Genomic DNA, 18,302 nt, shown 5'->3' on the forward strand with positions numbered 1-18,302 from the left:
GAGCACGTGGGCTGATGACCGACTGCAGAGCACGTGGGCTGATGACCGACTGCACGAATAGACGCACGCCAGGTGGATTGCGCAGCGGCTTCGCCGGCAACTGGGTTTCAGGCGGCGACGGCCGCGCTCTGCGGCGCCGGCTGATGGCGGTGCTGCGTATGGCCCATCGCGTACTTGGCCTCAGCCGCAAGGGGCTGGGGCTTGGGACATTGGGGATTGGCGGAGGGTTACGTTCGGCCGGTGCGATCAGCGGCCTGGCCGCGCTCGCCGTGCTGACCTTCTCGGCGCCGGCGCAGGCGCAAAATGCACAATGGGGCGGTTCGGCGACAGGYGGCAACGCCGTCGCCATCGGCAACGCTGCCACGGCGAATGGCAATAACAGCGTGGCATTGGGCACCTCCAACAACGCAACAGGCGACGCTACGATCGCCATCGGCTATTCGATGGCCGTCAGTGGCCTCAACGCCATAGGCATGGGTGTCTTCGCGCGCGCGAACGGCGTCAATGCCCTCGCCATAGGCGGCAATGCCCAGGCCACCGCGGACGGAGCAAGCTCTATTGGCGTCAACTCGGTTGCAGCCGCAAACGCGGCCGCCTTTGGCCTGAACGCGCGCGCCGACGGATTGGAATCGACGGCGATCGGCTATGTCACCCGGGCGACCGGGCTGCGCGCCACCGCGCTCGGGCACGGAGCGACCGCATCCGGGCTGGATTCGATCGCCCAAGGCAATAACGCCACCGCAAGCAACCAGAACGCCATCGCAATCGGCTTCCAGGCGACAGCAACCGCGATCAACTCGGTCAATCTCGGCAACCGGACCGTTGCGGGAATGGGCGCCCTTCAAGAGAGCGCCATCGCCATTGGCACGGATGTGAGAGCGTCTGAGGTCGATGCCACCGCAATCGGCCGGCAAAGCCAGGCGACGGGCACGAGCGCCACGGCGATGGGCCGGAACGCCAGGGCCTGGGGCAACCAGTCCATCGCCCTCGGTCTCGGCGCGGTCGCAGGTGTGCAGGCCAACACGGCTCTGCCCAACAGCATCGCGGTCGGCACCAACGCGGTCTCCTCCGGCGCTGCCAGCACCGCTATGGGCACTGCCGCGAACGCGACTGCCGCAGCAAGCACGGCGGTTGGCAACACAGCCATTGCCAGCGGCCAGAACGCCTCCTCCTTCGGGTCCGGCGCGAATGCGTCGGGAGACAATTCTTTCGCTGCCGGCGTCAGCGCCAATGCCAGCGGAATCGCCAGCACCGCGCTCGGCATCGGCGCCGCGTCCAGCGCCACGAATGCGATCGCCGTCGGCGTCTCGGCGAGCGCGTCAGGGTTGAACTCCATCTATCTCGGCTCGCGCACCTTCGGAGCAGGCGCCAGCGCACAGAGCGCCATCGGCATCGGCACGGATGTGTCGGCCTCCGCGGCCAACGCCGTTGCAGTCGGTCTCCAGTCCAGTGCGAGCTCTGCCGATGCCGTCGCCATCGGTACCAGAGCGAATGCGAGCGGAGGCAAGGCCGTCGCGATCGGCGCCGAAAACGTCGCATATGGCGACGGCGCGGTCGCCATCGGCGATCCCAGCTACGCCAGCGGTACCGGCGCCTTCACCGGCGGCGCGAACAACATCGCCAACAGTGACGGCACGGCGAGCGCCACGGCGGCCAACCAAGCCGCCGGCGCGGTCGCGATCGGCAACAACAACAAGGCGATCGGGCAAGGCTCGGTGGCGCTGGGCAATGACTCCACCGCCGGTGCGGCCGGTTTCATCGGCAACATCGCGCTGGGCAACGGCGCGACGGCGGCAGCCAGCTCCGGCGATGTCGCCTTGGGTTCCGGCGCAGTCACGGCCGTTGCGGTCCCGACGGCGAACGTCGTGATCAACGGCACGACCTATAATTTCGCCGGCACGACGCCGGGCTCGACCGTGAGCGTGGGCGCGGTGGGGGCCGAGCGCACCATCACGAATGTCGCGGCGGGCCGGATCAATGGCGGCTCGACCGATGCGATCAACGGCTCGCAGCTCTTCGCCACCAACCAGGCGGTCGATGGTCTCGCCGGCACCGTCAACAACATCACCACCGGCGGCGGCATCAAGTATTTCCACGCCAATTCGGCCCTGCCGGATTCGGTGGCCGCCGGGACGGATTCCGTCGCCATCGGCCCGAATGCGAGGTCCGTCAACACCGGCGACGTCGCCATCGGCCTCAACTCGGTGTCGGGCACGACGACGGCGGTGGCAGGCGCGACGATCGGCGGCACCGCCTACAGCTTCGCAGGTGCGAACCCGGCGGGCGGCGCCTTCTCGGTCGGCTCGGCCGGCGCCGAGCGCCAGATCCAGAACGTCGCGRCCGGGCAGCTCACCTCTGCCTCGACCGACGCGGTCAACGGCTCGCAGCTCTTCGCGACCAATCAGCAGGTGACGACGAACACGACCAACATCGCCACGCTCGGCTCGACGATCAACAACATCGCCGGCAATGTCTCGACCGTCTACACGGACGCCAACGGCGAGGGCATCCGGTACGTTCGCACCAACGACAGGACGCTTGCGGTCGCCGACTCCTCCGCTCAGGGGATAGGCTCCACCGCAGTCGGCTACCAGGCGACCGCCTTCGCCGACGGGTCGCTCGCGCTCGGCCGCAACAGCCAGGCCACCATCCTTGGCAGCATCGCGCTCGGCGCCGATTCCCTCTCGGATCGCGCCATCGCGCCGACGTCGGGATCCGTGATCGCCGGCACCGGCATCGTTCTCTACAACACCACGGACAAGACGCTGCTCGGCGCGCTTTCGGTGGGCACCGCCACTTCCTATCGCCAGATCATCAATGTCGCCGACGGCACTGAGGATCAGGACGCGGTCACGCTACGTCAGCTGAAGAACTCGCTGGCCTCCTTCGCGGTGACGGGAACGATGTATTTCCACGCCAATTCGACGGCGACCGATTCGGCGGCCGTCGGCCTCGATTCGGTCGCGGTCGGTCCGCGTACCACCGTCAACGGCGACAACGGCATCGGCATGGGCAATGGCGCCATCGTGCAGATGACGGCACCGGGCGGCATCGCCATCGGCCAGAACGCGACGGTCAATCTTGCCGACGGCGTTGCCCTCGGCACGAACTCGACAGCAAACGGCATCCAATCCCTCGCTCTCGGCGCCGGCGCGACCAGCAACAACGCCAACAGCGTCGCACTGGGCGCGGGCTCCGCGACGGATGCCGCCGTCGGCACCGCCAGCACCATCATCCGCGGCACGACCTACAACTTCGCGGGTGCTGCTCCGGTCGGCACCGTGAGCATCGGTTCCGTGGGCGGGGAAAGAACGCTGACCAACGTCGCGGCCGGCCGGATCTCGGCGACCAGCACCGACGCGATCAACGGCTCGCAGCTCTACGCCAGCAACCTGGCGATCGAGAGCCTCCAGAGCGGCATCGGCAACATCACCAACAGCGCCGTCTTTTACGACACCAATATCGACGGCAGTAAGAAAAACAGCATCACGCTGCAGGGCGGCGATCCCAACGCACCGGTCGTCATCTCCAAAGTTGCCGAGGGCGTGGCAGGGACCGACGCGGTCAATGTCAACCAGTTGAACAAGGGCGTTGCCGAGGCCAAATCCTATACGGACAGCCAGCTCGCCAATGTGACCGAGGCCGGCAAAGCCTACACCGATCAGAAGTTCGGGCAGCTCAACCAGGGCATTCGTGCGGCTCGCCAGGAGGCGAGGCAGGCCGCGGCGGTCGGGCTTGCGGCGGCGTCGCTGCGCTTCGACGATCGTCCCGGCAAGCTCAGCGTGGCAGCGGGCGGCGGCGCCTGGCGCGGTGAGGGCGCACTCGCCTTCGGCGCCGGCTACACCAGCGAGAACGGCCGCGTCCGCGCCAACCTGACCGGCGCGACCAGCGGGGGTGAATGGGGCGTGGGCGCCGGCGTCAGCCTCACTCTGAACTGAGCGGCGGCATGGTCGGCAAGCGAGCCCTCTGGCTCACGGCCATGGCTTGCCTGTTCCTGTCCGGCCAATACTCGGCTGGACAGGCGCCGGCCGGCGCCAACTACAGGGTCAAGCCTTCCGACGTGGCGGTGCCGCCGGATGTGAAGCTGGGAGCCTACCGGCGCATCATCCAACCCTTCGAGAACTGGACGCTGATCTGTGACGAAAATCTGCAGACCCGTCGGAAGGTTTGCAACGTCACGCAGACCATCGAGGATTCGGCCGGCCATCTGGCCTTTAGCTGGTCGCTTGCGGCCACGCAGGACGGCAAGCCCTACATGATTCTGCGCACTGCGCCGGATGCGACGAATCCCGGCCCGATATCGCTGAAATTCCAGGGCCAGGCCAATCCGCTCAAGGTGCAGCTCGATGGCTGCAATGCGACGGTCTGCGTCGGGATGCTGCCGGTCGGGCCGGTCGTGCGAGAGCAAATCTCGAAGGGTGCGCTGCCGCAGATTTCCTAYGAAACGCCCCGCGGAACAACCACGATCTCGGCGGCTACCCTCAGAGGACTCTCGAAGGCAGTCGAGGCGATCAGATGAACAGGCAGTCCCGATGAACCAGCAATCCATCCACGACCGGATCATGTCGCGCCAGCAGGACCGGTCAGGCCAGGCCGACGACCGCCTCGCGCCCAAACGCAAATGGACCCGGATCGCGATCTATTCGGCGATCGGCGTCGTCATCCTGGGTGGGCTCGCCTACGGCTCGATGAATTACAGCGCAATCCGAAACCTCGTCTCGCAATCGGCGATCGCGGAAACGAACAAGGCCGATCAGGCTCGCCCCGAAACGCCCTTCCTGCAACATGCAAGGCAGGCGGGCTTGAAGAGTTGCTCCACGGTGTTTCCGGTTCTCGGAGAGCTGCTGACGAGCGGCGCGAAATACGACGTCCAGTCAACCTGGAGCAACGAAGCTGCGGATCGTCACGCCGTGCAAGCCCTGGTCGGCATGAGCTACACCACCCAAAACTATAACGGACCAGCCGCCGGCATCGTCTTCGCCGCGCCGACGCAGTCGGCTTGCGAAGGCACCATGGTTCGGGTGGCGCCCTTCTCCGCCTCATGCGCCGAGATTCCCTCCGTTCTCCCGCAAGGCAGCCGGCTCGCCAGCAACCTTGGGCAAGTCGCCGTCTACGCTCTCGCCAATAATGGCGGAAACGCGATGCTCCTCCCGACGGCGAGTGGCTGCGTCGTCGTTTCCGTAGCCTCGGCCGCCCGAAAATAAGGAGCCAAGATGAAACTCGGTTCTGCCATTGCAGCAATCGGCGTGCTTCTCGCCTGCTCGGGTCAGCTCGGCGCAGCCGATTTTCAGACCAGACCGGTCAAGGGGCCGCCCGCATCAAAGGAAAGCGGCATCTGGGCGGCGATCGCCTATTCGAGTGCCGACCAGAAGCACGGCTTCTTCTGGGGCGCCGACAAGCGGCAGGAGGCGGCGGACCTGGCTCTCGCGCATTGCCGGCGGGCTGGAGGCGACGAATGCGTCGTCGTGAGCRTCTTTCGCAATCATCGCCATTGGGACGATGATGATCGCACCGGCTTCCCCTACCATCACTGCGGCGCGCTCGCCGTGGCCGAGGGCAAGGGCGAGCGCATCACGCCGTGGAGCGCAAAGGCCGCGCCGACGCGCCAGCAAGCCGAGGATCGAGCTGTGCAGGCTTGCGAGCGGAGAGGCACGCGGTGTGTCGTGCGCGAATGGGTGTGCACCTGACGCGATGCTCGAAGAAACGGGTTGGGTCGCCTGCGATAAAACCATTTCGACCCTGCCACGCTCGACGCAGTCGGTCGCATGGGCGGACGGGGCTACGCGACGACGCGCGACTTGYGACGCTGCGCGGCGAACTCGGCACGATCCTCGCTTAGACCGGGCGGCAAGCCCTTGGCGGGCTTACAAAAACGAACACTCCCGAAGCCGGCTCGCGGGAGTGTCTGCATCGGTGGTTGCGAGGGCCTGAAACCACCGATAGTGGGCGACTCGTTTCTTATCCGAGATGCGCCAACAACCGACATTGGCTCCTTGACGGAAAGCAGACCTTCGGAGGCGGGAACGCTGGCGGCGCGGATGAAGGGGCGCCTCCAGGGGTAATCTCCTGTGACAGCCCATTGGCGCAGCGCTTATCGGCAGAGGATACGAGCCAAGCAACAAGCCCCTAATTGACGATCCAAAACGTTTCGGATTAGCGTTTGGAGATGTCGCTCTCAAAGCTCGCAACCTCGTTGGGCCTCTCCGTCACAACCGTCTCGCGGGCGCTCGGCGGCTATAGCGACGTCGCCGAGACGACGCGCAGGCGGGTGATCGAAGAGGCCGGGCGGATCGGCTATCGTCCGAATGCGGTGGCGCGGCGGTTGCGCGGCGGCCGCAGCGATGCGGTCGGCATCGTCCTGCCCACCGGCCCCGGCCAGCTGGGCGAGCCCTTCTTCCTGAGGCTGATCGCCGCGATCGGTCCGCAGCTGGCGCAGGCCGGGCTCGATCTCATCGTGTCCAGCGCCCGCGGCGGGCCGGAGGAGCTGGTGCTCTACAGGCAATTCGTCGAGAACCGGCGGGTCGATGCGATGATCGTGGCGCGCACGCGGCTCGACGACGAGCGTGTGAAATATCTCAAGGCGTCGGGCCTGCCCTTCGTCACCCATGGCCGCACGCGTGCGGGCGGGCATGCCAGCGTCGATATCGACGGCGCCAAGGCCTTCGAGGAGGCGACGCAGCGCCTCCTAACCTTCGGGCATCGCCGGATTGGCTTCATCGGAGCGCCGCTCGAATACGGCTTCGGCTTCTTCCGTGAGGCCGGCTGGCGCGAAGCCCTGGCGCGAGCCGGCGCGGCGCCCGGCCCCTCTCGCTTCGCCGAGCCGAGCGAGGAAAACGGCCACCGGCTGGCACATGATCTGCTGGCAGCCGCCGAGCGGCCGACCGCCCTGCTCTGCGCCACCGACCGCCTCGCGATCGGCGCCTTGCATGCGCTCGGCGACCTCGGCCTGCGCGCTGGCCATGACGTCTCGATCATCGGCTACGACAACTCGCCGATCGCGGACTACGTGGCAACGCCGCTGACCAGCTTCGACCCCGATATCGAAGGCGCCGCCGCGCGCATGCTCGACATGCTGCTGGCCCAGCTCGCCGGCCGCGACGGCACGGCGATGACCGAGCTGCGCAGCGCCACCCTCGTTCCCCGCCGGTCCGATGGACCGGTTCCCACCGATAGCGGCCGCCTCAAGAGCCGCAGCATCTCCAGGGAGGAGACATCCGATGACGCAAGGCCCTACGACCCGGCTTAGGCGGACCGCTGCCATCGCCGCCCTGACCTTCGCCTGTCTTGCCAAACCCGCGGCCGCAGAGGTCGTCTTCCTCTCGACGCAGCTGAGGCCGATCGAGGCCGCCCAGAAGATGCGCTCCGAGATCCTCAAGGACTTTCCCGGCGGCGCCGATTTCGTCACCGAACAACCACCGCAACTCGGCGTCCATATCCGGGCCGAGCAGCAGGCCGGCAAGCCGGTTTCCAGCCTGATCGGTGCGCTCCACGGCGAGCTGCAGCCGCTGGCGGCAGATTCGCTCGTGCCGCTCGACGACGTGCTCGCCAAGCTGAAGGATCGTGGGCTCAACCCCGGCATGGTCGAGGCCGGCAAGCTCGGCACCGGCAAGCAGATGTTCATCCCCTGGATGCAGGCGACCTATATCATGGTCGCCAATAAGCAGGCTTTACCCTTCCTGCCCGAAGGTGCGGACATCAATGCGCTGACCTATGACCAGCTCGCTCAGTGGGGCGCGAATATCCAGGCCAAGACCGGCAAGCGCGTGCTCGGCTTCCCGGCCGGGCCGACTGGGCTGATGCACCGCTTCTTCGAGGGTTATCTCTATCCGTCCTATACCGGCGGGGTGGTGACGACCTTCAAGTCGCCGGAGGCGGTGGCGATGTGGACGAAATTCCGCGAGCTGTGGAAGACCGTCAATCCGAACTCGACCAATTACGGCTTCATGCAGGAGCCGCTTCTGTCCGGCGACGTCTGGGTCGCCTTCGACCATGTGGCAAGGCTGATCGACGCGCTCTCCCGCAAGCCAGACGACTTCGTCGCCTTCCCGGCCCCGTCCGGGCCGAAGGGGCTGGGCTATATGCCGGTCGTCGCCGGCCTCGCCATCGCCAAGGGCGCACCGCAGGCCGAGCAGGCCAAGCAATTGATCGAATACCTCACACGTCCCGACATCCAGGTGAAAACGGCGAAGGCAGTGGCCTTCTTTCCCGTCGCCAAGGTCGGTCTGCCGACCGATATCGATCCTGGCCTGAAGCTCGAGATCGATGCGGTGCAGAAGATGACGAGCGCACCGAACGCCGTGGTCAGCCTGCTGCCGGTCGGGCTCGACCAGCGCGGCGGCGAGTTCGACAAGGTCTATCTCGACACCTTCCAGCGCATCGTCCTGCGCGGCGAAGATCCGAAGGCTGCGCTCGAACGGCAGGGCGAGGCGCTGAAGCGCATCATCACCGAGACGAAGGCCGYCTGCTGGCTGCCCGACAAGCCGAGCGACGGCCCCTGCCCGATCCAGTGAGCCGGTCGGCGACGATGCGCGAGCCCAAGCTCCTGCCCTATCTGCTGATCGCGCCCTCGGCGCTCTTCCTCACGGGGCTGTTCCTGATCCCGCTGGTACAGACCGCCGTGCTGGCCTTCCAGGACGGTGGAGCGTGGAGCTTCGGCAATATCTCGCGCATGGCCAGCGACCTCAATTTCGAGGATGCGCTGGGAAACACCTTCAAAGTTGTGCTGCTCGCCGTGCCGCTCCAATTGGCGCTCGCGCTCGGCATGACGATGATGCTGCGCAAGATCCGGCGCGGGCGCGACCTCCTCGTCTGGGTCTGGTCGATCCCTCTCGGTATCTCCGATCTTGCGGCCGGCCTCGTCTGGCTCGCCATCCTGAACGACCAGGGCTGGCTCAATTCGGTGCTCTTCAAGCTCGGGCTGATCGCTCAGCCGCAAGCCTGGCTGACCTATGAGACGCCCGCCGCGCTGCTGGCTGCGATCGTGGTCGCCGAGATCTGGCGGGCGACGGCGATCGTCTTCGTGATCCTGCTCGCTGGCGTCCAGCTCCTGCCCAAGGAATACGAGGAGGCGGCCGAGGTCTTCGGCGCGACGCCCTGGCAGCGCTTCGTCCGCATCACCCTGCCGCTGCTCAAGCCCTCCATCCAGACGGCGCTGATCCTGCGCACCGTGCTCGCCTTCGAGATGTTCGCGATGGCGCTGGCTCTTGGAGGTCGCAACTTCCCCGTCCTCGTCAGCGAGGCCTTCAACGCCCAATATTTCAGCCAGGATTACGGCGTGGCGGCAGCCTATGCCGTGCTGGTCATGGCGATCTCGATCGCGGCGACGCTGCTCTACCTCGTCGCCCTGCGCACGCCCACGGAGCAGCGGGCATGACCGGCGCCACTCGCTCCGACCGCGCCATGCTCTGGGCCGGCGTCGCCGTGCTCTGCGTCTGGACACTCCTGCCGATCTATCTGCTCGCGCTAGGCGCGTTGGGCGGCCGCGAGATCGTGTCGCAATGGCCCAAGCCGTTCACGCCCTTCGGCGCCTCCTTCGAGGCGCTCAGGAGCTTCCTTGCCATCGAGGGCGTCTGGCGGGCGACCTGGGTCAGCATCAAGGCGGCCGCCATGACCATGGTGATGGCGCTCGCGCTCGGAGTGCCCGCCGGCTACGCGCTGGCGCGATTCCGCTTCCGGGGCGCGGGTGCCTATCGCGTGCTGATTCTGATGACGCGCGCCTTCCCGGTCGCGATCCTGGCGCTGCCGCTCACCGTCTCCTTCATCAGGCTCGGCGTCTATGACACGCCCTTCGGCGTCGCGCTGGTCCATGCCGTGCTGGCGACGCCGTTCGCCACGCTGGTCTGCGCCAGCCTGTTCATGGGCATCCCCAAGGAGCTCGAGGAGGCTGCCTGGGTGTTCGGCTGCTCGCGGTTCACCGGCTTCGTCCGCGTGGTGCTGCCGCTGGCTCTGCCGGGGATCGCGGCCGCCTCGATCTTCGCCTTCGTGCTGTCCTGGAACGAGGTCTTCGCGGCCTCGGTGCTGACGGTGAGGCAGCGCACGCTCACCGCCTATCTCCTGTCGGTGCTGTCTGAATCGCCGCTGCATCTGCAATTCGCCGGAGGGCTCGTGCTGATCGTGCCCTCCGTTCTCTTCATCTTCCTCGTCCGGCGTCGCCTCTTCGCGATGTGGGGCATCAGCAACCGGTAGGCGCCATGGCGACCATCACCATCGAACGAGTCGCCAAGCGGTTCGGCGAGGTCACGGCTCTCGCGGAACTCGACCTCTCGGTCGCCGATGGGGAATGCCTCGCGCTGCTCGGCCCCTCGGGCTGCGGCAAGACGACCTTGCTGCGGATCATCGCCGGGCTCGAAAGCCAGACGAGCGGGCGCGTCCTGATCGGCGGGCGGGACGTCTCCGCTCTGCCGCCGCGCAAGCGCGGCCTCGCCATGGTCTTCCAGAATTACGCCGTCTTCCCGCATCTGACCGTCTACGAGAACGTCGCCTTCGGGCTGCGCATGGCCAAGGCCGACAAGACCCGCATCGCGCGCCAGGTTGAGAAGACTGCGGCGCTGCTTCATATCGAGCCGCTGCTGCAGCGTCATCCGGCGCAGCTCTCCGGCGGCCAGCGCCAGCGGGTCGCGGTGGCGCGCGCACTGGCTGTCGAGCCGGCGGTGCTGCTCATGGACGAGCCGCTCTCCAATCTCGACGCGCTGCTCAGGCTCGAGATGCGGGCCGAACTCAAGGCCGTCCTGAGCGGAGCGGGCACCACCACCATCTACGTCACCCATGACCAGACCGAGGCGATGGGGCTGGCGGACCGCATCGCGGTGATGCATGGCGGGCGCATCGAACAGATCGGCACGCCATCCGCCATCTACGACCACCCTGCCACGCGCTTCGTCGGCGGCTTCGTCGGCAGCCCGCCGATGAACTTTCTGGAACTGCCGGTGCGAGACGGCCATGCCGATCTCGGCGGGCTCGCCCTGCCAGTGCCGCAGGGCGCCGGTGACAGGGTCCTGCTCGGACTGCGCGCGGAGGATGTCGCGCTCGCCGCAGCCGATCAGGATGCTTTCCCGTTCATCCTCAAGGTCGCGGAACTGCTCGGCCCTCAGATCCTCCTGACGGGGACGGCGGCCGGCAGCCAGCCGATGCGCGTCGTGCTGTCGGCCGCCGGCCCGCTGCCGCCCCTGGTCCCCGGCAGCGAAATCGCGCTCAAGCCCGATCGCACCCGGCTGAGCTGGATGAACGCAGCTGGGCATGCATTGGAGACCCGCTCATGAGCCGCATCGAGGCCGCCCGCGCCATCCTCGCCGCCAATGATCGCGGCGGCTATACGGTCCCGACGAACCGTCTCTATCCCTTCCAGTGGAACTGGGATTCCGCCTTCGTCGCGATGGGATGGGCGACCTTCGACTTTGACCGGGCCTGGCGCGAGATCGAAAGATTGCTGGAGGGGCAATGGGAGGACGGGCTGGTGCCGCAAATCGTCTTCCACGCCCCGTCCGAGGATTATTTCCCCGGTCCCGCCGTCTGGGGCATCGCCCGCACCCCGCCGACATCCGGTATCCCGCAGCCGCCCGTCTTGGCGACCGCGGCCCGCTTCGTGCTGGAGCGGCACGGAGAAGACGGCATTGCGAGGGCGCGCGCCATCTATCCAAAGCTCGTCGCGAACCATCTCTGGTGGCAGCGCGCGCGCGATCCGGACGACACCGGGCTGGTCGCCACCCTGCATCCCTGGGAAACCGGCATGGACAACAGCCCGGCCTGGGACGCCGCGCTCGAACGCGTCCCGACCGAGACGCAAACCGAGATCCGGCGCCGCGACACCGGCCATGTCGATGCCGCCTTCCGCCCGCGGGGCGTCGAGTATCAGCGCTTCATCCATCTGGTCGATCTGTTCCGCGGGACCGGGTGGGACGCCGTACGCATGCTCCAGCTCTCCCCTTTCAAGGTCGCGGATGTCGGCACCAATGCGATCCTGCTGCGGGCGGAACGGGACCTCCTGGCTCTGGCCGAGCGTTTCGGCACAGCAGAGGAACGCGACACGATCGCCTCGCGGATCGCGCGCAAGGAAACCGTGATCGCGGGGCTATGGGACGAGCCGCTCGGGCACTACCTCACGCGCGATCTGATCGGCGGGGGCCTGATTCCGGTCCGGACCTCAGCAGGGTTCCTGCCGCTCTTCGCCGGGCTGCACGACCACGCTGCCGCCCTTGCCGAAAGGATAGACGCCTGGCGGCGGCGGGGCATCGGCCTCGTTCCCTCGACCGATCCCGACGCGGCAAGCTTCGAGCCGCAGCGCTATTGGCGCGGGCCGGTCTGGGCCGTGGTCAACTGGATGATCGCGCGCGGCCTGCGCGAGGCCGGCCTCGACGCGACGGCCGATTCCGTAGCCTCCGAGACCCGCAGGCTGATCGGGGACGCCGGCTTCAGCGAGTATTTCAATCCGATCGACAGCGCCGGGATCGGCGGCGGGACCTTCTCCTGGACAGCGGCGATCGACCTGCTGCTCGGCGAGGAGGCACAGAGATGAGTGCCCTCACGCTCGGCGGCATCGACTGCGATCTGCATCCGGCGGTGCCGGGCATCGCCGCGCTCATCCCCTATCTCGACCCGCAATGGGCGGATGCGGTGGCGCAGCGTGGCGTCCATGATCTCGAGCCGACGAGCTACCCCTTGCGCGCGCCGCTGACATCGCGGCCGGACTGGCGCATCGCCGGCGCCAAGGCGGGCTCCAGCCGCGAGCAGCTCTGCGCCCAGGCCCTCGACGGCTTCGGCAGCCGCACCGGCATCTTGAACTGCCTCTACGCGGTCACGACCCTGTTCAGCGAGGACATGGCGGCGGCGTTCGCACGGGCGCTCAACGACTGGCTGGCCACGGAATGGCTGGACAAGGACGTGCGGCTGCGCGCCTCGATCGTCGTGCCGATCCAGAGCCCGGAACTCGCCGCCGCCGAGATCGAGCGGCGCGCTGCCGACCGCCGCTTCGTGCAGGTGCTCCTGCCTTGTCTCGCCGACCAGCCGCTCGGCCGGCGCAGCCTGTGGCCGATCTACGAGGCGGCGGCGCGCCATGGCTTGCCCGTCGGCATCCATGCCGGCTCGACCTATCGCCATCCGGTGACTCCGGTGGGATGGCCCTCCTATTTCACGGAGGATTACGTCAACCAGGCACAGGGCTTCCAGACCCAATTGACGAGCCTCGTCTGTGAGGGCGTGTTCAGCAAGTTCCCCTCGCTCAAGGTCGTGCTGATCGAGTCCGGCTTCACCTGGCTGCCGGCCTATCTCTGGCGCCTGCACAAATACTGGCGCGGCCTGCGCATGGAGATCCCCTGGGTCGACCGGCCGCCGCCGGAGATCATCCGCGAGCAGGTTCGCTTCACCTTGCAGCCGGTCGACGCGCCGGTGGAGGGCGACGCCCTCCTGCGCATCCTCGACCAGGCCGGATCGGACGAGCTTCTTCTGTTCTCGACCGACTATCCGCATTGGCAGTTCGACCGGCAGGACGCGCTGCCGCCGCTTTTGCCCGATAGCCTCAAGACCAAGATCCTGATCGACAATCCGCTCGCGACCTATCCCCGTCTCAAGGAGGATTTCRCATGAACATGGAGCTGCCCGCCCGGCCGAAACCGGAAAGCACCATCGTCAGGCCGATCATCGCCGATTGCGACATCCATCCTTGTCTGGCCAAACCCGCCGACATCCTGCCCTATCTGCCCAAGCGCTGGCAGGAGCACGCCATGACCTATGGCATGCTGCCGCGCCACGGCTATCAGAGCGGGCCCGCCTATCCCAAGGGCCAGCCGGATGCCGCGCGCCTCGATTCCTGGCCGCCTGACGGCCGCCCCGGCTCCGACCTCTCCTTCATGCAGGCGCAGCATCTCGACGCCAACAAGGTCGAGCTCGGCATCATGACGGTGATCGCGCCGGCGGCCGGCGCGGCCCAGAACCTCGACTATTCCGCCGCGCTCGCCCGTGCCCTGAACGAATGGCAGGTGGCCGAGTGGACGAGCAAGGATTCAAGGCTGAAGGCTTCGATCGTCGTGCCCTATGAGGACGGCGCTGCTGCGGCAGCCGAGATCGATCACTGGGCCGGGCACGAGGCCTTCGTGCAGGTGCTGCTGCTCAGCCGCACCGCCGAGCCGCTCGGCCAGCGCCGCTACTGGCCGATCTACGAGGCCGCCCAGCGCGCGAAACTGCCGATCGGCGTGCATGCCTTCGGCTATGGCGGCTATCCCGTCACCGCCGGAGGGTGGCCGTCCTACTACATCGAGGAGATGGTCGGGCATGCGCAGTGCTGCCAGGCGCTGCTGACCTCGATGGTGATCGAGGGCGTGTTCGAGCGCTATCCCGGCACGCGGATGGTGCTGATCGAGGCCGGTCTCGCCTGGCTGCCCTCGCTTGGCTGGCGGCTCGACAAGCATTGGTCCCGCCTGCGCAGCGAGACCCCCCATCTCAAGCGGCCTCCGAGCGACTACATCCGCGACCATGTCTGGATGACGACGCAGCCGATGGAGGAACCGGAGAAGCGCAAACATTTTCACGACATCGTCGAATGGATCGGCATCGATCGTCTGCTCTTCGCCACCGACTATCCGCATTGGGATTTCGACGACCCGCTCTGGGCCGTGCCGGTCAAGCTCGACGATGCTGCCCGGCAAGCGCTCTTCCTCGACAATGCCAAGGCGCTCTACGGACGGGGCTGAAATGGCCAAATACGTCATCGGCCCTGCCGCGGACCTGCCGCCCGGCCAGCGTCTCGTCACCGAGGTTGCTGGCCGCAAGGTCGTGATCTTCAATCTGGGCGGCGAGTTCTTCGGCCTTTTCAATCGCTGCCCGCATCAAGGGGGAGACCTTTGCATGGGCCGCACCACCGGGCTGGTCGAGGCGGGGGTGGAGCCGGGGCAGTACAGCTACAGCAGGCGCGGCGAGATCCTGCGCTGCCCCTGGCATGGCTGGGAGTTCGATATCCGCACGGGCAAATCGCGCGCTGAGCCTGACAGGATCCGTGCCAAACGCTACGAGGTCGAGGTCCGGCCCGGCAAGGATCTTTTCGATGGCCCTTATCAGGCCGAGACCGTGCCAGTCTTCATCGAAAAAGACTATCTCATCGTCGAAGCATGACTCATTCGCAGAGCTGAAGCTGCAGCAAGCGTCCTGGCAAAGATCTGGCAAAGACCATCATGCTCTAAAAGTGCGCCTCAAGCTGACTCATCCCTCCATGAAGCGCCAAAAGCCGACCTTGGGTCTCGCGCCGATAGCCGACGTTCGAACGTTGCGATGCTTACCCCCATCGTAGCGCGGCCGTATGGACCGGCGCGTCCCAGAGTTGGATCAGGCTGTCGTCCAGCGCCGTCACGGTCAGCGAACAACCCGCCATGTCCAGAGAGGTGACGTAAGACCCAACCAGCCCACGTGCGATGGCGAGACCGCGCCCCGCCAAGACGCGCCTTGCAGCATTGGCCATCAGATAGAGCTCCATGGCGGGCGTCCCGCCGAAGCCATTGACGAGCAGCAGGCAGGGCGCGCCGCYCTTCAGCGAGAGATCGTCGAGGATCGCGCCCATCATYTCGTCGGCGATAGCGTCCGCCGTTGCCAGCTTCATGCGCCGCCGGCCCGGCTCGCCATGGATGCCGACGCCCATCTCCATCTCATCCTCGGCGAGCGTGAAGGTCGGCTTGCCGGCTGCAGGCACGGTGCAGGATGTGAGGGCCACGCCCATCGACCGGGTGCGCCGGTTGACCTCCTCGCCGAGGGACTTCAGCGCGTCGAGGTCGCGGCCCTGCTCGGCGGCGGCGCCGACCATCTTCTCGACAATCAGCGTGCCTGCGACGCCACGCCGACCGGTGGACCAGGTCGAGGCCGGGACCGCGACATCGTCGTCGGTGACGACGGTCGCGACCGGGGTCTGGGCCATCTCGGCCGCCATCTCGAAATTCATCACGTCGCCTTCATAGTTCTTGACGATGAAGAGCGAGCCCGCCGCCGTACCGACGGCGTCCACCGCCGCCAGCATCTGGTCCGGCGTCGGCGAGGTGAAGACCTGCCCCGGACAGGCGGCATCGAGCATGCCGGTCCCGACGAAGCCGGCATGCAGGGGTTCGTGGCCAGAGCCTCCACCCGAAATCAGCGCAACCTTGCCAGGCTTCAGCACCTTGCGCCGAACAAACTTCTCCTCTTCGCCGAGCATGAGGATATCGCCATGGATGGCGGCGAGTCCCTGGAGGCTCTCCGACAGAATGCCGTCGACCGCGTTGATCAGCTTCTTCATCGGCTCCCCCCCTGCCCGTCGGCGTCTTCGTCGTCGGCGGCCGGGATCAGCGACACCAGGCCGCGCGCGACCCCCAGCACGATATGGTCGGCCCGGGCATTCAAGTCGGCGCTGCCGAAATCCGGCAGCTCGACGACCAGCCGGCGCATCGGCCGCCCGGCATCGACCACCTCCAGGCGCCCCGGATGCGCAGCGCGATAGGCGTTCAGGAAGGCCTGCCGCTCCGGCGGCGCGAAATGCCAGACATGGAAGATCGTCTCCAGATGCTGCACCGGCACCGGCGTGGCATAGGCGGGGCTGATGATCTGCGAAATGAAGCTGCGGTTCTTGCCAATGGCTTCCGCCAGCCGCTGTCGGGTGCCGGAGGGGCGGTTCTCGATGACCGCGCGCAGGATCGCCTTGTACGCGGCCAATGGCGAAGAGTCGGCCGGGAGGGTTTCGGGGCCGGTCATGCGTCCGTCCCTGGCTCCGAGAGATCGACCTCACGGATCGCTTCCTTCGCCATCGCCAACAGCCCGGGAGAGACCGATACGGCCCGGACGCCGGCCCGCAGCAATGCGGCGATGGCACGCGGATCGCCCCCCGCATCGCCGCAGAGACTGACCTCTCGACCAAGCTCGGCACCATGGCGCGCGACATGGGCTATCATGGCGAGCACGCCGGGATGCAGGACATCGGCATAGGCCGCGACCTCCGATCCATCGCGCGCGGCGGCGGTCGCGTATTGCGTCAGATCGTTGGAGCCGATCGAGAAAAAGGCGGCGTCGAAGCTCGCGACCGCCATGGCGGCGGCCGGAACCTCGACCATGATGCCGAGCGCAGGCGCTGCATGCGGCAATCCTTCCGCCGCGAGTTCCGCCAGAACGCTGTCCAGCAGCACTCGCGCTTGTTCCAGTTCCAGCGCTGCGGTGACCATGGGCAGCATGACCTTGAGCGGGCCCAGGCTCGCCGCCCGGGCCAACGCCCGCAACTGGACGCGAAAGACCTCGGGATGGCGCAGGGACAACCTGATGCCACGCAGGCCAAGAAAGGGATTGGTCTCGCCATCGATCGTGTAGCCGGCGATGGGCTTGTCTCCGCCGGCATCCAGCGTGCGGATCGTCACCGGCCGGCCGCCAGCCCAGTGCAGCAACGCGGCATAGGCCTCGAACTGGCGCGCTTCATCCTGCAAGGCCTGCTCGACCAGGAACTCCGTGCGGGTCAGGCCGATGCCGTCGCAAGCCTCTGCCGGGAAGCCGACGAGATCGGCCATCCCCGCGACATTGACCATCACGGCGATCGGGGTCCCGTCGCGGGTCAGCGCAGGCTCACGCTTGCGGGTTTCCGCCTTGCTCCGCAGGTGGCCGAGCTCGTCTGCCCGCCGTCGCGCCTCGTCGATGCTCGCGCGCGACGGKCCSGTCAGRACGAGRCCYGCCATGCCATCGACGACGACCGTGCCGGAGACCGCCTCCCAGTCGGAGCCGATGCCGACGACCATCGGCACGCCACGCCCGCGCGCCAGCATGGCGACATGGCTGGTCGGGCTGCCGGCCCCGAGCACGATGCCGCCGCCTTGCGACCAATCGATGCCGAGGAAGGCGGAGGGCGGCAGATCCTGCGCCAGGATGACGGCGCCGGGCGGCGCATTCGTCAGTTCGGGCAAGCCGAAAAGCTGGCGCAGAACCCGGTCCCGGATGTCAGACAGATCTGCGGCGCGGGCGCGGAAATAGGCGTCGTCAGACGCCTCATACCCCGCGATCTCCACCGCCAGCGCCTGTCGCCAGGCCGCGTCAGCCGGCACGCCGCGCTCGATTGCCGCATAGGCGCCCTCGGTCAAGGCGTCGTCTTCGAGCAGTGCCACCTGAAAGCCCACGATATCGGCAGCCTCGCCGTGAAGACTGGCCGCCAAGGCCGTGACGGCCCGAAGGGAAGCGGCAACGGCGTCCGCCAGAGCCTGTCGCTCACTTGAGACTGGGCCCTTCTCGCGCCGCATCTCGCCGACGGCGCGAAAGGCCACCGCCGGGCCGAAGGCGAGCCCGGTCGATGCGGCGAGGCCGGAAAGGCGGCGTTCCATCAC

Annotated in this window: 16 protein-coding genes; 13 read left to right on the forward strand and 3 right to left on the reverse strand. The window is 67.2% G+C overall.

The genetic code is table 11. The features are described 5' to 3' along the window. Nucleotides 1-41: 41 nt before the first annotated feature. The 13 genes from AB4Y99_RS06510 (at nt 42) to AB4Y99_RS06570 (ending at nt 15,099) form a co-directional block, all read left to right on the forward strand. Entirely contained in the window at nt 42-3,938 is a 3,897-nt protein-coding gene (locus AB4Y99_RS06510) for a YadA-like family protein (RefSeq protein ID WP_441522752.1), read from the forward strand. Between the two features lie 8 nt (nt 3,939-3,946). Beyond that, the gene (locus tag AB4Y99_RS06515; protein WP_441522753.1) at nt 3,947-4,519 is read left to right on the forward strand and encodes an invasion associated locus B family protein; all 573 of its coding nucleotides are present in this window, start codon (nt 3,947-3,949) and stop codon (nt 4,517-4,519) included. Between the two features lie 13 nt (nt 4,520-4,532). After that, complete coding sequence (locus AB4Y99_RS06520; protein ID WP_441522754.1) at nt 4,533-5,204, forward strand: hypothetical protein; 672 nt, start codon at nt 4,533-4,535, stop codon at nt 5,202-5,204. A gap of 9 nt (nt 5,205-5,213) precedes the next feature. After that, a complete protein-coding gene (locus AB4Y99_RS06525; RefSeq protein ID WP_441522755.1) occupies nt 5,214-5,687 on the forward strand; it encodes a DUF4189 domain-containing protein in 474 nt (157 codons plus the stop codon). A 479-nt stretch (nt 5,688-6,166) separates the two neighbouring features. Further along, on the forward strand, nt 6,167-7,246 hold the full coding sequence (locus AB4Y99_RS06530) for a LacI family DNA-binding transcriptional regulator (protein WP_441522756.1): 1,080 nt from the start codon (nt 6,167-6,169) through the stop codon (nt 7,244-7,246). Next, complete coding sequence (locus tag AB4Y99_RS06535; RefSeq protein WP_441522757.1) at nt 7,218-8,510, forward strand: extracellular solute-binding protein; 1,293 nt, start codon at nt 7,218-7,220, stop codon at nt 8,508-8,510. The genes AB4Y99_RS06530 and AB4Y99_RS06535 overlap by 29 nt, the downstream gene beginning before the upstream one ends. 14 nt (nt 8,511-8,524) lie before the next feature. Next, nucleotides 8,525-9,373 (forward strand): carbohydrate ABC transporter permease, encoded by an 849-nt coding sequence (locus AB4Y99_RS06540; protein ID WP_113254145.1) that lies wholly within the window; start codon nt 8,525-8,527, stop codon nt 9,371-9,373. Continuing rightward, nucleotides 9,370-10,185 carry a carbohydrate ABC transporter permease gene (locus AB4Y99_RS06545; protein WP_112762625.1) on the forward strand — a complete coding sequence of 272 codons (816 nt, stop codon included), beginning with the start codon at nt 9,370-9,372 and terminating at the stop codon, nt 10,183-10,185. The genes AB4Y99_RS06540 and AB4Y99_RS06545 overlap by 4 nt, the downstream gene beginning before the upstream one ends. Before the next feature lie 5 nt (nt 10,186-10,190). Then, entirely contained in the window at nt 10,191-11,258 is a 1,068-nt protein-coding gene (locus AB4Y99_RS06550) for an ABC transporter ATP-binding protein (protein WP_133565749.1), read from the forward strand. Next, on the forward strand, nt 11,255-12,511 hold the full coding sequence (locus AB4Y99_RS06555; RefSeq protein ID WP_441522758.1) for an MGH1-like glycoside hydrolase domain-containing protein: 1,257 nt from the start codon (nt 11,255-11,257) through the stop codon (nt 12,509-12,511). Before AB4Y99_RS06550 ends, AB4Y99_RS06555 begins: the two co-directional genes overlap by 4 nt. After that, nucleotides 12,508-13,578: an amidohydrolase family protein gene (locus tag AB4Y99_RS06560; protein ID WP_441522759.1), complete on the forward strand. Its 1,071-nt coding sequence runs from the start codon at nt 12,508-12,510 to the stop codon at nt 13,576-13,578. Before AB4Y99_RS06555 ends, AB4Y99_RS06560 begins: the two co-directional genes overlap by 4 nt. After that, nucleotides 13,575-14,681, forward strand: coding sequence for an amidohydrolase family protein (locus AB4Y99_RS06565; protein WP_113254141.1), 1,107 nt, complete (start codon nt 13,575-13,577; stop codon nt 14,679-14,681). The genes AB4Y99_RS06560 and AB4Y99_RS06565 overlap by 4 nt, the downstream gene beginning before the upstream one ends. A 1-nt stretch (nt 14,682) precedes the next feature. Beyond that, nucleotides 14,683-15,099, forward strand: a complete 417-nt coding sequence (locus tag AB4Y99_RS06570) for a Rieske (2Fe-2S) protein (RefSeq protein WP_133565867.1) — start codon at nt 14,683-14,685, stop codon at nt 15,097-15,099. Between the two features lie 160 nt (nt 15,100-15,259). On the opposite strand, the gene dhaK is transcribed toward AB4Y99_RS06570, so the two are convergent. From dhaK to AB4Y99_RS06585, 3 genes are read right to left on the reverse strand one after another with little or no spacing between them, the layout of a single operon-like run. Then, nucleotides 15,260-16,246, reverse strand: coding sequence for a dihydroxyacetone kinase subunit DhaK (gene dhaK, locus AB4Y99_RS06575; protein ID WP_441522760.1), 987 nt, complete (start codon nt 16,244-16,246; stop codon nt 15,260-15,262). Next, complete coding sequence (locus AB4Y99_RS06580; protein ID WP_441522761.1) at nt 16,243-16,698, reverse strand: hypothetical protein; 456 nt, start codon at nt 16,696-16,698, stop codon at nt 16,243-16,245. Before AB4Y99_RS06580 ends, dhaK begins: the two co-directional genes overlap by 4 nt. Continuing rightward, nucleotides 16,695-18,299: a phosphoenolpyruvate--protein phosphotransferase gene (locus tag AB4Y99_RS06585; protein ID WP_441522762.1), complete on the reverse strand. Its 1,605-nt coding sequence runs from the start codon at nt 18,297-18,299 to the stop codon at nt 16,695-16,697. Before AB4Y99_RS06585 ends, AB4Y99_RS06580 begins: the two co-directional genes overlap by 4 nt. Between the last annotated feature and the right edge of the window lie 3 nt (nt 18,300-18,302).

It is taken from the genome of Allobosea sp. TAB14 (assembly GCF_052113865.1).
In the GTDB taxonomy this organism is placed as follows: Bacteria; Pseudomonadota; Alphaproteobacteria; order Rhizobiales; family Beijerinckiaceae; genus Allobosea; species Allobosea spartocytisi.

Coding starts and splice junctions, on each gene's coding strand:
- AB4Y99_RS06545 (WP_112762625.1), top strand. CDS start 9,370: ATGACCGGCGCCACTCGCTCCGACCGCGCCATGCTCTGGGCCGGCGTC.
- AB4Y99_RS06555 (WP_441522758.1), top strand. CDS start 11,255: ATGAGCCGCATCGAGGCCGCCCGCGCCATCCTCGCCGCCAATGATCGC.
- AB4Y99_RS06565 (WP_113254141.1), top strand. CDS start 13,575: ATGAACATGGAGCTGCCCGCCCGGCCGAAACCGGAAAGCACCATCGTC.
- AB4Y99_RS06550 (WP_133565749.1), top strand. CDS start 10,191: ATGGCGACCATCACCATCGAACGAGTCGCCAAGCGGTTCGGCGAGGTC.
- AB4Y99_RS06520 (WP_441522754.1), top strand. CDS start 4,533: ATGAACCAGCAATCCATCCACGACCGGATCATGTCGCGCCAGCAGGAC.
- AB4Y99_RS06540 (WP_113254145.1), top strand. CDS start 8,525: ATGCGCGAGCCCAAGCTCCTGCCCTATCTGCTGATCGCGCCCTCGGCG.
- AB4Y99_RS06570 (WP_133565867.1), top strand. CDS start 14,683: ATGGCCAAATACGTCATCGGCCCTGCCGCGGACCTGCCGCCCGGCCAG.
- AB4Y99_RS06580 (WP_441522761.1), bottom strand. CDS start 16,698: ATGACCGGCCCCGAAACCCTCCCGGCCGACTCTTCGCCATTGGCCGCG.
- AB4Y99_RS06530 (WP_441522756.1), top strand. CDS start 6,167: ATGTCGCTCTCAAAGCTCGCAACCTCGTTGGGCCTCTCCGTCACAACC.